This window comes from Ruegeria sp. CDSA193, from assembly GCF_059611885.1.
In genome coordinates this window covers 1-15,394 of record NZ_JBXWPN010000010.1, presented here as the reverse complement: position 1 = coordinate 15,394, position 15,394 = coordinate 1, and the positions used below count along the sequence as shown (strand labels likewise).

The 15,394-nt window shown below is 54.3% G+C and carries 12 protein-coding genes and 1 tRNA gene; 7 read left to right on the top strand and 6 right to left on the bottom strand.

From position 1 onward, the window contains the following. Nucleotides 1-219 precede the first annotated feature (219 nt). The 3 genes from AC2FLG_RS17360 to AC2FLG_RS17350 all read left to right on the top strand — a co-directional run bounded on the left by AC2FLG_RS17360 (nucleotide 220) and on the right by AC2FLG_RS17350 (nucleotide 3,232). Nucleotides 220-474 carry a hypothetical protein gene (locus tag AC2FLG_RS17360; protein ID WP_496707261.1) on the top strand — a complete coding sequence of 85 codons (255 nt, stop codon included), beginning with the start codon at nucleotides 220-222 and terminating at the stop codon, nucleotides 472-474. An 11-nt stretch (nucleotides 475-485) separates the two neighbouring features. Beyond that, nucleotides 486-1,586 carry a HigA family addiction module antitoxin gene (locus AC2FLG_RS17355; protein WP_496707259.1) on the top strand — a complete coding sequence of 367 codons (1,101 nt, stop codon included), beginning with the start codon at nucleotides 486-488 and terminating at the stop codon, nucleotides 1,584-1,586. A 221-nt stretch (nucleotides 1,587-1,807) separates the two neighbouring features. Continuing rightward, nucleotides 1,808-3,232, top strand: coding sequence for a RelA/SpoT-related domain-containing protein (locus tag AC2FLG_RS17350; RefSeq protein WP_496707257.1), 1,425 nt, complete (start codon nucleotides 1,808-1,810; stop codon nucleotides 3,230-3,232). Nucleotides 3,233-3,402: 170 nt separating this feature from the next. Here AC2FLG_RS17350 and AC2FLG_RS17345 read toward each other — a convergent pair. Further along, a tRNA-Thr gene (locus AC2FLG_RS17345) sits at nucleotides 3,403-3,478 on the bottom strand. A 176-nt stretch (nucleotides 3,479-3,654) separates the two neighbouring features. Between AC2FLG_RS17345 and AC2FLG_RS17340 the strand changes: the two genes are divergently transcribed. Genes AC2FLG_RS17340 through arsJ form a run of 3 tightly spaced genes read left to right on the top strand, consistent with a single transcriptional unit; the run spans nucleotide 3,655 to nucleotide 6,739 of the window. After that, complete coding sequence (locus AC2FLG_RS17340) at nucleotides 3,655-4,488, top strand: arsenate reductase/protein-tyrosine-phosphatase family protein (protein ID WP_496707256.1); 834 nt, start codon at nucleotides 3,655-3,657, stop codon at nucleotides 4,486-4,488. Next, nucleotides 4,485-5,483: an ArsJ-associated glyceraldehyde-3-phosphate dehydrogenase gene (locus AC2FLG_RS17335; protein WP_496707254.1), complete on the top strand. Its 999-nt coding sequence runs from the start codon at nucleotides 4,485-4,487 to the stop codon at nucleotides 5,481-5,483. Before AC2FLG_RS17340 ends, AC2FLG_RS17335 begins: the two co-directional genes overlap by 4 nt. Beyond that, nucleotides 5,480-6,739, top strand: coding sequence for an organoarsenical effux MFS transporter ArsJ (gene arsJ / locus AC2FLG_RS17330; RefSeq protein ID WP_496707252.1), 1,260 nt, complete (start codon nucleotides 5,480-5,482; stop codon nucleotides 6,737-6,739). Before AC2FLG_RS17335 ends, arsJ begins: the two co-directional genes overlap by 4 nt. A gap of 411 nt (nucleotides 6,740-7,150) precedes the next feature. Here arsJ and AC2FLG_RS17325 read toward each other — a convergent pair whose 3' ends face one another. From AC2FLG_RS17325 to AC2FLG_RS17305, 5 genes are all read right to left on the bottom strand, one after another. Further along, nucleotides 7,151-9,550, bottom strand: a complete 2,400-nt coding sequence (locus tag AC2FLG_RS17325) for a trimethylamine N-oxide demethylase (protein ID WP_496707250.1) — start codon at nucleotides 9,548-9,550, stop codon at nucleotides 7,151-7,153. Further along, nucleotides 9,547-9,918, bottom strand: a complete 372-nt coding sequence (locus AC2FLG_RS17320; protein WP_496707248.1) for a cupin domain-containing protein — start codon at nucleotides 9,916-9,918, stop codon at nucleotides 9,547-9,549. The genes AC2FLG_RS17325 and AC2FLG_RS17320 overlap by 4 nt, the downstream gene beginning before the upstream one ends. A 1-nt stretch (nucleotide 9,919) precedes the next feature. Further along, a complete protein-coding gene (locus tag AC2FLG_RS17315; RefSeq protein ID WP_271951749.1) occupies nucleotides 9,920-11,902 on the bottom strand; it encodes an ABC transporter permease in 1,983 nt (660 codons plus the stop codon). After that, entirely contained in the window at nucleotides 11,902-12,930 is a 1,029-nt protein-coding gene (locus AC2FLG_RS17310) for a quaternary amine ABC transporter ATP-binding protein (protein ID WP_496703169.1), read from the bottom strand. Before AC2FLG_RS17310 ends, AC2FLG_RS17315 begins: the two co-directional genes overlap by 1 nt. An 83-nt stretch (nucleotides 12,931-13,013) precedes the next feature. After that, on the bottom strand, nucleotides 13,014-13,967 hold the full coding sequence (locus AC2FLG_RS17305) for an ABC transporter substrate-binding protein (protein ID WP_271951752.1): 954 nt from the start codon (nucleotides 13,965-13,967) through the stop codon (nucleotides 13,014-13,016). 239 nt (nucleotides 13,968-14,206) lie between these two features. Here AC2FLG_RS17305 and AC2FLG_RS17300 point away from each other — a divergent pair, with 239 nt between their 5' ends. After that, nucleotides 14,207-15,142 carry a LysR substrate-binding domain-containing protein gene (locus tag AC2FLG_RS17300; RefSeq protein ID WP_142640206.1) on the top strand — a complete coding sequence of 312 codons (936 nt, stop codon included), beginning with the start codon at nucleotides 14,207-14,209 and terminating at the stop codon, nucleotides 15,140-15,142. The last annotated feature ends 252 nt before the right edge of the window (nucleotides 15,143-15,394 follow it).

Genomic DNA, 15,394 nt, shown 5'->3' with positions numbered 1-15,394 from the left:
TTTCCGGTTCTGATATGAATCCCGATGAGGTGCTCCGCCGCCTGCGCGCCAGTCTATCTGAGCATCTAGTAGGGGTTGCAGCACTTGAAGATGTGAGATAAAGCATTACCTAATAGGTAATGAAAAAGGCCTTGAGCGGTGGAGATCTACTTCAAGAAGAGCAGACTCAGAAAGGTCTTCGAGTCGGAATCCGCCTTGAATCGCAAGTACGGCAACCGAATGGCTCGAAAGATCATGATGCGGCTTGCCGTACTCGAGGCCGCTTCATGTCTCGCAGAGGTACCCACAACAAAACCTGAGCGGTGTCACCAACTGTCGGAGGATCGTGATGAGCAATTCGCGGTCGATCTGGTCCATCCGCACAGGCTGATATTCGAAGTAAACCATGACCCCATTCCCCGAAAGGAAGATGGCGGGATCAACAAGGAAGACGTTACAGCGATAGAAATCATTGAAGTGATTGACTATCACTGATGGAGGGAAAAATGACCGCGACTGATTTTCAGTTTAACCCTGATTATGCCGTTCCGCCGGGGTGGATTCTTGAAGAGCGACTGGAGGCTCACGAAATCTCGCACGCGGAGTTTGCTCGGCGTTGTGGCAGGTCTGCAAAACTGATCAGCGAGATTGTTTCCGGAAAGGCGCCATTGGAGCCAGAAACAGCCCTGCAATTTGAAAAGGTTCTCGGGGTATCTGCGAATGTATGGCTTGCTCTTGAAGCGAAGTACCAGCTCAAGTTAGCACGCAACGCGGAAGCAACCGCCGCAAGCTCAATGGAAAACTGGGCAAAATCATTCCCAGTGAGTGACCTTGTCAAGCGCGGATGCTTTAAGAAACCAGCATCATGGTCGGATGCAGTCTCTGAACTCTTGGGATTCTTTGGGGTTGGTTCTGTAGACGCTTGGCTCATAAAATACAGTGAGAAGAGCGTGGCTTATCGGCACTCCACCGCATTCGATAGCGACGTAGCATCGCTATCAACCTGGTTTAGATTGGGTGAGTTGTCAGCCGGGAAACAAGAGTGTGCGAGCTACAGTGCCTCAACATTCAAGGCTGCGCTTTCCGAGATTAGAGTGCTGACCCGAACAAACATTGATCAGGCCATTCCTCAAGCGACAAGTCTCTGCAATTCCGCGGGAGTAGCCCTAGCGCTTGTGAAACCCTTGCCAAAAACGGCATTGAGTGGCGCCGCTTGGTGGCATTCTCCCAACAAGGCGGTAATCCAGTTGAGCGCTCGACACAAAACCGATGATCACCTTTGGTTCAGCTTTTTCCACGAGGCAGCGCACATACTGCTGCATGGGAAAAAGCACAATAAACTAAAGAACGTGTTCGTCGATGGCCGCGACGGCGACGGTGATCCCATTGAGGATGAGGCAAACACATGGGCGTCCGATTTTCTGATTCCAAGAAAGGAATGGGACAAGTTTTTGGCTCAAAGCCCGCGCAGTTCCGCTGAGGTGCGTAGTTTTGCGAAAGATCAGGGCATCGCACCAGGAATTGTTGTGGGACGATTGCAGAGATCGGGTGTCATTCCCTGGTCCCATCTCAATGGCCTGAAAGTCAAACTTGAATGGGTCCATTAGTGAACTCGATGCCAATACCAAAGGCAGCGAGTTCCTGCTTCCAACTCCAACTTGCATTTCTGCAAGCACGGGGTTTAGAGCCGCCGCATCGCGCAAGTCCCATCATGTTACGCTGCGCCCAAAAAGCTGCGGCAGCTACAGCGTTCATCCGAACACGAACTTGACGCCTTAACATCTTCGTTCAATCATCAAAGACGTCGAAAACTTGGAGTTTCTTGAAGATGAGCGATGCGCATGTTGCTGAATATCGAAACTGCAGGAAAAATTTCGATCAGTTGTGTACCGAAGTAAGACGAATACTCGTCAGTTCTTTCTCGCAAAACAACTTGAGGACACACTCAATTGAGGCGCGTGCCAAGTCCATCGAGAGCTTTGCACGCAAGGTAGAGAAAACAAACGAAGACGGAACACCCAAGTACACTCAACCGCTTACCGAAATTACTGATCTGGCGGCAGTGAGAGTAATTACGTACACAATTGATGACATTAGAGAAATTACAAAATTCATAGATAGTCATTTTGACATAATAGAGAAAAGAGATGTAGGTGAAGAAAGGGCTGAGAAGGGTCAATTTGGCTATCAGAGTATTCACTACCTTGTCAAAATGACCGAAGATCGACTGGCGTTGCCAGAGAACTCCCTATATCAAAATTTGATTTGTGAAATTCAAGTGAGAACAGTGCTTCAACATGCATGGGCAGAGATGGAGCACGACATCCAATACAAGGGAAGTGCAAATATTCCCAAATCAGTGAGGCGAAAGTTTTTAGCGCTTGCAGGCTTGCTGGAAATTGCAGATCGAGAATTTGCTTCGATTCAGCGTGAGGACAAGAGCCTTAAGTTGAATGTCCTATCTGACTTGCAGCGAGACCTAACGCTAGATCAGATCGAGAGCACCAGCGGAAGCAAGCCAAAGGCCACAAAAGCTAGACCCTCTCAACCGGAAGCCGATTCGGGATTGCAAGTCAGAGATCTACTGGCAGCCGGGAAGCTCAAGGAAGCTATCGAGGTGTACGACAAGAAAATTGAAATTGAGCCAACTAGCTATACGCTCTTCATTGGTCGAGCTAGAGCGCTCTTCCTCTCAGGAGAAACTGAGCAAGCTTTGAAGGATATCGATCGCGCCGACGAGCTACAGCAGAACAATCCCATGATCGCAGGGCTTCGCTCCAAAATTGTGGAAGGCAGTCTGACTGCACCGCGGCAAGAGAATGTCGACGACTATAAGTCAAAAATGAACCTTGGTGATAGTTCACTTGTCGATGGCCGACCGGAAGCTGCATATCGACTCTATCTTGAAGCCCAATCACTGGGAGCTTCGTGGCCCTTTACGACGTTTAAGTTGGCGCTGGCTAGTATGGTCGCTGGGGACCTAACTGGAGCTGAGCTTCACTTGGATGAGCTTAGGATCCATCGTGGAACACCGATGGAGATTAACATTGCAGCGCTAAGAACAATCTTGTCGGCAATCAAGGGCGCAGATGATTATGCGGAAAAGATCGAACATCTTGAATCCCTTAGGAAAGAAATGGAAGATTTTAACATTGACTATTCTCCGTTGAACCTGCTGCAAAAAATAAATGGAAAGCGTTTCTGGGGTGAAAGAAAGGCGCAGGTTGAGCAGGTGCTTGAGATCTTGAGGTAAATCCCGAATTGAAAGTTGCGTAGTTTGCCGGGCTGAGAGGGAGAATGCGCCAAAACGAGCTTTGCCTGGGTCCAAAAGGCGGATACACCCAACATCCACACTCGTTTGAGCGTTACCACTTGAAAGGCAAGGCGTTCGGTGCTGGATTTTCTGTTTTTTTCAGGAGGTTGTGGTGCCTCAAGAGGGACTCGAACCCCCGACCTTGTCCTTACGAAGGACCTGCTCTACCAGCTGAGCTATTGAGGCAAGCGAGGCTCGTTTAAACCCTCGTGAGGGTGCTTGCAAGCGGTGAAACCCCGGGTTTCATGACCTCAGAAGCACCTGTTTCCGCATTTTTTTATCACCGTTCATTGAGGGTCCGGCGCGCACTGGAAATCGGAACCGGGTTGACTGCAGTTATATATTTCTATATTTCATGAAATATGGAAATTATAGCAACAGAACAACTGGCGACTTTGGGTCACCCGCAACGGCTTTCAGTGTTTCGCATGTTGATGCGACGCTTTCCTGACGCTGTCCCGGCCGGAGAGCTTGCCTTGGGGCTGGGGATCAAGCCCAACACATTATCGAACTATCTGAACGCGTTGCGACAGGCGGGGCTGGTCCGGCAGAATCGGTCTGGTACCTCTTTGCTCTACTCGATCGAGATGCAGAATGTGCAGCAGATGCTGGATTACCTACTGAACGATTGCTGCCGCGGACGCCCCGAAATCTGTATCCCGTCAGGCTGGGAAAGCGACAGATCAGCGGACCGAAAATATAACGTTCTTTTCCTGTGCGTTGGCAATTCCGCCCGTTCGATATTTGCTGAATCTATCCTTCGCGCGCTGGCGGGTGAGCGTTTCAACGCATATTCTGCTGGAACGCAGCCTTCATCCGGGCTCAACCCTATAGCGGTGCAGGTCCTTAAGGACAAAGGGCATGATGTATCCACCCTGCGCTCGAAACATATGTCAGAATTTGCCGCCCCCGACGCGCCCGAGATGGATTTCGTCTTTACCGTCTGCAATCAGGCCGCGAACGAAGATTGCCCGGCCTGGGATGGGCAGCCGATCAGCGGACATTGGGGGGTGGTCGACCCGGTCAAGGCAACCGGCACCAAGGCCGAGAAGAGCCTGGCCTTCCAGAACGCCTATGGTGCGCTGAGGCGTCGGATTGAGGCCTTTGCCGCTCTGCCGGTCGAAAGCCTCGACCGGATCGCCTTGCAATCTGCCGTCGATGATATCGCCCGAACACCCGATGAGGACACATTATGACTACCTTCGCCGTGAATGGCCTTGGCCGGATGGGCAAGCTGGCCCTGAAACCCCTGTTGGAGAAAGGCGCGAAGATCGCCTGGATCAATGACGGGGTCGGTGATCCGGAAATGCATGCGCATCTGCTGGAATTCGACACGGTTCATGGCCGTTGGGATGCCGATTTTGACTATGACAAAGACAGCGTCACCATAGAGGGTATGCGCTTGCCGTTTGTCGGTACCCGCGACCTGAACGCGCTGCCACTGGATGGGGTCGACGTGGTGATTGACTGCACTGGCGCCTTCAAAACCGAGACCAAGCTGGCGCCATATTTTGATGCAGGCGTCAGGAAGGTTGTCGTCTCGGCACCGGTCAAGGATGGCCCGACCGCCAATATCGTGATGGGCGTGAACGAAGGCACATATGATCCGAGCGCGCATCACATCGTGACGGCTGCCTCTTGCACCACCAACTGCCTGGCGCCGGTGGTCAAGGTGATCCACGAAAATCTGGGCGTTCGGCACGGGTCGATGACCACGATCCATGATGTGACGAATACGCAGACCATCGTGGACCGACCCGCCAAAGACCTGCGCCGCGCGCGCTCGGCCCTGAATTCGCTGATCCCAACCACCACCGGCTCGGCCACGGCAATCACCTTGATCTACCCCGAGCTGACAGGCCGGTTGAACGGCCACGCGGTCCGGGTGCCGCTGCTGAATGCCTCGCTGACCGATTGCGTGTTCGAAGTGGAGCGGGAAACAACCGTCGAAGAGGTCAACGCGTTTTTCAAAGAAGCCGCCGATGGAGATTTGAAGGGTATTCTGGGTTATGAGACCCGCCCTCTGGTCTCGACAGACTATACCAATGACCAGCGCTCCTCGATCATCGATGCCCCGTCGACCATGGTGGTGAACGGCACCCAGGTAAAGATCTACGCCTGGTATGACAATGAGATGGGATACGCGCACCGTCTGGTCGACGTCGCCCTGATGGTCGGAGCAGCCCTGTGACCCAGAAGCCCGAAGGGTTGTCCGCCTATATCGCGGTCACTGCGGCCTATTGGGCATTCATGCTGACCGACGGGGCCCTTCGTATGCTGGTGCTGCTGCATTTTCATACGATGGGCTTCTCTCCAGTCCAGCTGGCTTATCTGTTTGTACTGTATGAAATCGCCGGCATCGGCACCAATCTGGCGGCGGGCTGGCTAGCGGCTCGGTTTGGGTTGACCTCGACACTGTATGCGGGGCTTGGCCTGCAGGTGGGGGCGTTGCTGTTGCTGACACAACTAGACCCTAATTGGGCCATTCCAGCTAAAGTGACCTTTGTCATGATCGTTCAGGGTGCCAGCGGCGTGGCCAAGGACCTGGCCAAGATGTCTTCGAAATCCGCCGTGAAACTGCTGGCCCCGACCGAGGATGGCGGCCTGTTTCGCTGGGTTGCCCTGCTGACCGGGTCCAAGAACGCGGTCAAAGGGCTGGGCTTTTTGCTGGGCGCAGGTCTGCTGGCCACGTTTGGCTTTAACTGGGCTGTCCTGGCCATGGCCAGCGTTCTGGGCGTCATCTTGATTTCGGTGATTTTGTTCATGCCGCCGGGCCTGCCCAAAGGGCGTAAAGGCGCAAAATTCTCTGAGGTTTTTTCGAAATCCCCCAATATCAACTGGCTGTGCCTGTCCCGCATGTTTCTGTTTGGCGCGCGCGATGTGTGGTTTGTGGTCGGGATTCCGATCTATTTCTATGCGGTATTGTCCGACGGGTCCGAAACCGGGAACCGAGCGGCCTTTTTCATGATCGGGACATTCATGGCGGCCTGGATCATCCTATACGGCGCAGTTCAGGCCAGCGCCCCGAAGATCCTGCGCGCCTCTGACCGGTCCGAGCCCCAATTGATCCGCGCCGCGCGCGATTGGGCCGTAACCTTGTTCTGCGTGCCTGCCGCCCTGACCGTCGCTGTGGCTTTGTCCTCGGGGTCCGCCACTTGGTTGACCATTACGCTGGTGATCGGCTTGCTGATCTTTGGAGTGATCTTTGCCGTGAACTCCTCGCTGCACTCCTATCTGATCCTGTCCTTTTCTCAGGCCGAGCGGGTCACGATGGATGTCGGTTTCTATTACATGGCCAACGCGGCCGGCCGATTGCTGGGCACAGTGCTGTCTGGCCTCACTTACCAGATCGGTGGTTTGGCAATGGTTCTGGGAACAGCCGCAACAATGGTCGCTCTGTCCGCGATGGCCTCGGACAGGATGCAGGACCGTTTGGCGGTGGGTTAGCATTCTCACCAAGTTTGCTCGCGAATGCGGCATGGACGTCATTATATTTGCGGATGAATTCTGTGACGGGACAAGTGGAATTAGCCCCTACATGTTACGCTATCCGGCAGAAACGCTTTACTGGCGATGCCGCAGGGCATTTCAGCGGATCCAATTTGTTGTTTCAAAATCTCAGTGGCACACTCGGGAAGCGCGCAAAGCCACGCGTTCGAAAGCTCACTGAAGCAAAAGACTATTTTGATTGGTACCCAAGCAATAAGGCTTGCAGTGGTTCGTGGCCGACCGCTCAGCCTTAACAATCCGATATCACTGCCCAGAGGCATTTGACCTGGAATGCTACCACTCGAGTTGCATGAGATCCGATCATCAGCATTCCTTGGTCGGGTGGAAGTTAATGTCACACCACCGTGGCTATTCTGCAGCGTTCGGAACCGTCGCTTCTGCGTACATTCCCTTCACACGTTCCTTTGTTGGATCGAAATGCGGGAATGGCACGATCTTGGCTTTCAACCGCTTTTGTTGGCCGTCCAGCTGCCCGATTTCGATGTCCGCTCCAACGATGGCATGGGTAACCGAAATCCGACCCAAAGCGATGACCTTGCCGAGGATGGGTGATTTCATCGCGCTGGTAATCTCTCCGACCTGCGCTTTCCCAACGCGCACGCAGTCACCGGGTGAGGGGACAGTACCCCCTTCGATCTCAAATCCAACCAGTTTGCGGTGTGGGTGGGCCTTGCGCTCCTCTATCGCCGCCCGCCCGATGAAGTCGTCGGTCTTTGATTTCAGCGGCACAGTAAAGCCGATGCCGGCCTCGAACGGATCGGTCTGATCGTCGAATTCTGACCCGGCAAAGATCAGACCGCCCTCGATCCGCAACATGTCCAATGCGGCCAGGCCCAGAGGCGCAATGCCATACTCTTGGCCCACCTCCCAGACACGATCAAAGATTTCGACGGCATCCTTGGGATGGCAGAAGATTTCATATCCCAGCTCGCCGGAATAGCCCGTCCGGGAGATCACAACAGATGTCCCCTGCACATTATCAACCCGCGCGACCGAAAGCCGGAACCACGGCAGTTCTTCGATCGTCGGTTGCTGAGGCGGGGTCCAGAAGATTTTCGAAAGGATTTCGCGGCTATGCCGTCCCTGAACCGCAATGTTGTGCAATTGATCAGTTGAATTGCGCACCCAGACATTCATATTGCGTTTGAGGGCCTGTTCCTGCAGCCACAATCCGCTGGTATCATTCCCGCCGATCCAGCGGAAATTCGTCTCACCCAAACGATAGACGGTGCCATCGTCGATCATGCCGCCGTGCTCATAGCACATAGCCGTATAGACGACCTGACCAACGCTCAGCTTTTTCATGTTGCGGGTCACGCAAAGCTGCATCAGTTCTTCGGCGTCAGGTCCCACGACTTCGTATTTGCGCAGCGGGCTGAGGTCCATGACAGCAACCTTGTCCCGGCAAGCCCAATATTCGGCAATCGCGCCATGATTGGTCATCGTGTTGGGCAGCCAATAGCCGTTATATTCGACGAAATCACGGGTGTGCCGTGCAAAGCAGTCGTGAAACGCAGTTTTCTTGGTTTCTTCCACATCCGCCTCCGCAGATTTTCTATAGCCGTAGGATCTTTTGAAATCCTCGGTCGCCTTGTAAGTTCGCACCTGAATATCGGTTGGATTCCAGCCATTTGCTGGATCAATGTCGCAGGGACAGCCGGTGCTGACGCAGACCAGATCGGTCAGCGCGCGCAACAAGACGAAGTCACCGGGGCGCGACCAGGGGTCGTCCATGCCAATGGCGTTGGTGTCGTCCAGCATCGTGTTGAAAAAGAAGTTGATCGCAGGCCAACCACCACGTGGTTTGATGCCATACTGATCCAAGTCTTTATTGATATTGTCCGAGCAGTTCACGTGGCCGGGGTAACCGAGATCTTCATAATACCGCGCCGTACAGGCAAGGCCAAACGTGTCATGGCGTCCGCACGTATCCTGTACGATCTCTATCAGCGGTTCCTGATCTACTGACCAATACTTCGAAAAAATCCCCGGTTTCGGATACAAGCTGCCCATCAGGCTACGCGTTGTTGTGGGATCAATCTCGCGTTCGATCCCCTGATCCAGTGCTCGACGGCTGAAGGCCTGAAAATCCGAGCACTCACGCCCGCGAATATCGACAATCTGGATGAACTCGCCGGCCTTGACCTCGTACGAGTGGGCATTGCCCGGCTGAATATTGAAATCCTTGACCGGATTGGCCAGCGGTTCGGGTGGTCCCACATCGGGTTTTTCCAAACCGGGTGCAGAGCGCTGAATGTACAGGATGATATCTGTGGGAGGGTTGTTATCTTCGGGACGCATTGCCTTGCCGGGTGCAGCCACGATCAGAAGGCCATCACGTTCAGCGACGAAATGCACCATGTCACCGGGGCGCGACCCGTCGGTAAACGCCCGGATCGCGTCACCTTTTCCGATGTCAAATCCAGCAACTTCCAAAGCGCGCAGCACTTTCTTGCCAGACGGCGATCCATTTGCCAGCGTCGTAATCAAACCATCCGGACGTCCATGTCCCTGCGCGCCAAGCATGGCCGCATCAGAACTCCGGTCAGGAGAAAAGAAGACCATCTCAGCCGGTTGCATCCCATCGCGGTCCAGCAGCGTGATGGTATCGCCTTTGGACACCGGTACCGCGCGCGACCCCATTCCGGGGATCGGGTGGCGTTCCGTTCCATGCGGCAGGATCGGAAGGCCGGGGACCAGAACCCCGCTGCGTTCGAATGGAACTTCGAAGGCCGGCTTCACATTCATAGTGTGTTTTCCTGAATGGCTTCGGTTGCACCGCGATGGGTGACCACCAAGAGGCATCCCGCCTCGGTTCGCGAATAGTGGCTGAACCCGGCAGCAAGGCTGACAAAATCGCCGCTGCGATATCGAAACCCGTCGTGGTCGGTCAGATCGCCCTCAAGCACAAAGAACTCTTCCGGCCCGTAATGGACATGAGGGTTCGAACGTGTGCCTGGCGCCATCTTCATCAGATAGCTGCCTTGTCCGGTTTCTTCATCGAAACTGATATTCTTCCACCAGACCTGCGCATCGGGCAGGCCGTCCATCCGCATCCGGACAAATCCGGGGTCATCGAAGCGGATAACGGTGCGAGCGCTCTGCTGTTGTTCCATCTTAGTCGAGCCCCAACCGCTTTTTGCGCTGATCAGCCCAACTGCTGATCGCCATGTCGAAGGTAAGCGCCATCAGCGAGACATTCATGCCGAGCACAAAGTTCTTGCCCAGTTCGGTACCTGCCAGAGTTCGTTGAAGTTCCTGCCCCAGATCCTGCGTTCCGATGAAGGCCGCGATAATGACCATGAAGAAGGCGAACATGATGGCTTGATTAAACCCGACCGCCATAGTTGGCAGCGCCAGAGGGAACTGAACCGACATAAGTTTTTGCCGGCGGGTCGAGCCGGACATATCTGCTGCCTCGGTCATTTCCGGCGGCACGTTGCTGAGGCCAATAATGGTGTACCGGATCAGCGGGACGGCGGCGAAGATCAGAATCGAGAACACAACCGCGACATCATTGACCCCGAACAACATGATCGCAGGGATCAAGTAAATGAAGCTGGGGAAGGTTTGCGCAGTGTCGCAAGCCAGCAAAATGCTCTTGGACCAACGCGCGGACCGTGCTGCGACAACGCCCAGGGGGATACCGATCATGGTTGCCAGCGCAACGGCCGAGATCACGGTATACAAAGTAATAACCGACCGATCCCACCAGCCCGAGAACGCGACAATCGTAAAGAAGACTGCTGCGTAGATGCCGGGCTTTCGGCCACCAACCCAATAAGCAAAGGAAACAACCAGAAGGATGAACGCGGGAGTTGGAATGGCGAGTAGCGTATTCCGGAATGGAATCAGAACCTTGACGTTCAGAAACCAGCGCAACCATTCGGTTGTCCCTTTGATCATGTCGATGGCCAGGAACGACTTGATAACCACGTCGATTTCCTTGCCCTGGCTTAGATGCTGCTTGCGGCCAATTTCGGCCAGGATCGGGAAGACCTGAGACAGCAGAGTGAACCCAACAAACAGACCCAGTGCGACCAGCGAAATCTGGTGGCGCTTCCACCATGGGGTGCCGCGTTCGAAGTGCACTGGCTGTTTGACGACCCAGGCCTTTGACATCCGATCCAACGTGACAGCCAGAAGGACGATGGTTACGCCAATCTCGAAAGAACGGCCCAGCTTGAAACTACCCATCATCGCCAGCAGTTTCGCGCCAAGACCGGGCATTCCGATAAAGGCGGTCAGAACAACCATCGCAAGACACAACATGATCACCTGATTGACGCCGACCAGAACCTCGGTCCGCGCGGCTGGAACGTAGACGTGGCGCAACATCTGCCATTTGGTACATCCAGACATCTGGCCTGCTTCGATCACTTCGGGGCTGACTTTTTTCAAGCCCAGAGTGGTCATCAGGATCATCGGCGGGATGGCAAAAGTAATTGTTGCGACGGCCCCAGCTGTCGGTCCGACCTTAAAAAAGATCACTGCTGGCAAGAGATACGTAAAGAAGGGCAGGGTTTGCAGCACGGACAGCATGGGTTTCAGCATCCGCTCGAACCAGCGGTATTTCCAGGCGGCGATGCCCAGTATCAAGCCCAAAAGAAACGCCAGCGGTGCGGCAACCACGATGACAGACATCGTCTGCATGGCGATCTTCCACTGTCCGATCGCGGCCGTCCAGATGAAGGTTCCCGCGCCTAATGCGGCCAGACGCCAACCACCTACGGCGTAGCCGACGACGGCTGCCACTGCGGCGATTGCGGACCATGGGATCGGGCCTAGATTGGGCCAACGGCGCTTGCCTTCCAGAAGGTTCGCTGACGTATCCAGCAGGAACTCGAGCGGACCTTCGGCGATAAATCGTGTGACATAGATCAGGCCAAGATCATTTTGGATAAAGTAGAAGACTGCATCCAGAACCTGCGCCGTCGGCGGAATCGCGGCTTCGGGGATGCGGTTTAGCCATTCGGGCAGAACTCCGACAGCTTTGGCAACGATCAGCACGAAGGCGGCGGCCAGCAGTGTAGTCAGGACTCTGGTTTTTCCCCACGTCCCGTCTGAAGTGTCCGGTACTTCGGTGGACAGCGCCGCCATCATTCAGCTCCAAGCAGAACATTCAATGCGGCGTCACGTTCCAAAACACCGGTGACAACGCCTTTGTCATCCGCCACCGGCAAAAGAATGCGGTTGTCGTTGACAAGAACCCGCGCCAGTTCGTGAATGGTTGATCCACCATTGATTGGTGCGCCCTCCAAGGCATGACCGTTCACAGGTTTTGCCAGGCCTTTGGCATGTACGACCCGGGCCTTGTCGACATCTTCGGTAAACTTGGCCACGTACTCGGTGGCAGGGTTCATCACAATCTTGTCGGGGGTGTCACATTGTTCGACCGCGCCGTTGCGCATGATTGCAATCCGGTCTGCCAGACGTAGCGCTTCGTCAAAATCATGCGTGATGAAAACGATGGTTTTGCCCAGCATCTCTTGCAATCGCAGGAATTCATCCTGCATTTCGCGGCGGATCAGTGGATCAAGCGCCGAGAATGGCTCGTCCAGAAACCAGATATCGGGTTCAATGGCGAGCGACCGGGCGATTCCCACTCTTTGCTGTTGGCCGCCGCTCAATTCCCGTGGGAAGTATTCTTCCCGACCTTCAAGGCCCACCAACTTGATGACTTCCAGCGCGCGTTCGCGCCGATCATGACGATCTTGTCCGCGCATTTCCAACGGAAAGGCCACGTTGTCCAAAACCGTGCGATGTGGCAGCAGTCCGAAAGACTGAAACACCATGCCCATCTTGTTTCGGCGCAATTCAATCAGATCGCGCTCGCTCAGGCTCATGATGTCCTGACCTTCAACCTCAATCGTTCCGCCTGTAATGTCGTGCAGGCGAGAAAAGCAACGTACCAGCGTCGACTTGCCTGACCCTGACAAACCCATGATGACCAGCATTTCGCCACGGCCAACCTCAATCGAGACATCCTTGACACCGGCGATATACCCATCTGCACGGATTTCATCAAAACCGCGGCCAGCGGGCATGGACTTCAGGTAGCTCTCTGGCGAGTGCCCAAACAGTTTCCATACATTTTTGGCTGAGATGACAGGCGCTGTGGCGGACATGGCTGCCTAACTTTCTTGTTGAGCGCGGCCTTGCATCGATCAGATGGTCAAGGCCGCGCCAGTTTCGGTGGATGTAGCCGGGATTATGAGCTGCAGGAACTGATCCAAGGATCGACGACAGCGCGGTTGGCGTCCAGCCATTCTTCGGCGGCTTCTTCCGGTTCAAGCTCATCAGTATCGACCAGCTTCGCCATCTCGGCAATCTGCGGATTGGTGAAAGAAATCTCTGTCAGGGCGCAATACGCGGCCGGCCATTTGTCTTTCATACCATCCCAGGCTGCCTTTTTCAGGTAACCTTTGGCGGGGTTGCCGCAATCATACAACGCATTCGGGTTAGGACCCTTGGCTGGGTCTTTGTCGCATCCGTCTTCCCATGCTGGGAACTCAACGAACTCACCAGGCCAGACGGCTTCGGCAAAGTTTGGCGTCCAGTTAAAAACCAGTACCGGCGTTTTGTCGGCCTCAGCCGCGCCAATCTCGGCCCAAAGGGCTGCGGCGGAACCCGCATTGATCACGGTAAAGTTCAGATCAAGTGCTTCGGCGCGTTCTTTACCATGCTTCAACCAGTCAACTGGACCATCCAGATACCGACCCTTGTCGCCGGTTTCGGCTGTCGCGAACAGGTGTGCGCAGTCGTTCAATGCATTCCAATCTGGCAGGCCCGGGCAGGATTCCTTGGTCCACATGGGATACCACCAATCCTCACGTGTAACGGCGTCATGATCGCCTGCGTCATGCAGGCCACCTTTTTCCAATGCCGCCCTGTAGGACGCGCCAAACGCGCCTTCCCAGACTTCCATCTCCAACGCCACATCGCCCAGGCGCACCGATTCATAGACCGCCTGGCTGTCGGTGGTGACGTATTCGACGTTGTTGCCCATCTCTTCAAAGATCAGGCCGACAACGTTCGACATCACGATCTGGCTGGACCAATTGTGAATTGGGATCACGATCGGGTCGCTGCTGTCTTCTGCAGTCGCCCCTGTTCCCGCTACTGCTGCCAAAGTTGCAGCAGAAAGGAGGTTTGTAAGTTTCATGTTTGCTCCCTGAGTGATGTTCATTTTTTAGGTTGTGGACTCTTCCGGCCCCGAATTTGTGCATTCTGCGCAGAATCGCCCCAGACGCAGAACAGAAATTTGAGGGTCTTTGGCTATAAATTCTTGAGGCTAACCCGACTTTTTGCTATCTTAACAATTAGTTGCCTGATCGATTGCCAGCAGATGAGGCCAAATGTTTTTCGATCGCTATAACGTCCAGTTCGGGAATCCGCTCTGAAATGCCAAAGAAAACTTCAGTCACAGGGAAAGTCCTTCCACCGCTCGACTATTTGTTGGCGTTTGAAGCTGCCGCAAAGGCGCAGAGCTTTGCGCAGGCCAGTAAGGTTCTGAACATCTCTGAAACGGCGATCAGCCGCAAAGTGCGGTTGCTAGAGCAACACTATGATGTGCCGTTGTTTGTGCGAGGGCACCGATCTGTTTCGCTTACCCAACAAGGGGCCATCCTGCTGGCAACCGTGGAGAAGTCGCTGGACCTGATGCGGGATGTCAGCCGGGATATGCTGGCCAAACATCAGGCCAACACGGTATCGATCTCCGCCACCAACTCTGTCGCTTCTCTTTGGCTGATGCCGCAACTTCGCAAGTTCAACAAATCAAATGGCCGCATCCGTATTTCGCTGGTCTCTTCTGACAGCGACGCAGAGTGCCTGTCGGATTCGATGGACTTGACGATCCTGCGTGGAGATGGCGATTGGCCGGGATACGAGGCACAGCTTTTGTTCGGAGAAACCGTATTTCCGGTCTGCAGCCCAGAGTATCTCAAGAGCAACCCCAAGGCGGCAGATATATCTGCGCTGCCGGAACTGGACCTTATTGAAGTGGCCAGTGGCCATGCAGAGTGGATGACATGGCGCACTTGGTTCAGTGGCAATGGGGTATCGACCTCCTCGATGGAACAGGCAGTGGAGTTCAATACCTATCCATTGTCAGTGCAAGCAGCTGTCGATGGACTGGGAATTGCATTGGGTTGGGCCCATCTTGTTGATCCTTTGCTTGAAAGCGGCACTTTGGTCAGACCGGTTCAGGGCGCATCAGTGCGAACACAGTCCGGATACTACCTGTTAAAAAGGCCTCTTCACAAAGCTTTCCCAGAGCAGCGCATCGTTGAAGATTGGTTGCTTGGTCTCAGCGCGGGTCGGAAAAGATACGCCTGATCGCTGTGGCCAGCCTCTGTTTCCTAATGATGAATCGAGTAGCACTTTCAGGGAGTGTTAAACTCGCATATTGACCCTAGGGAATAAATATTTACTTTAAAGAAAAATATATGCGAATCTGGTTCGGCTCCTTGCCGTTCTGGTTGGAACACTATTGGCCTATTTTATGCAGGGAGACCGAAACCCAATGAGCTATAAATCTGACATCGAAATTGCGCGTGAGGCGAAGAAGAAGCCGATTCAGGAGATTGG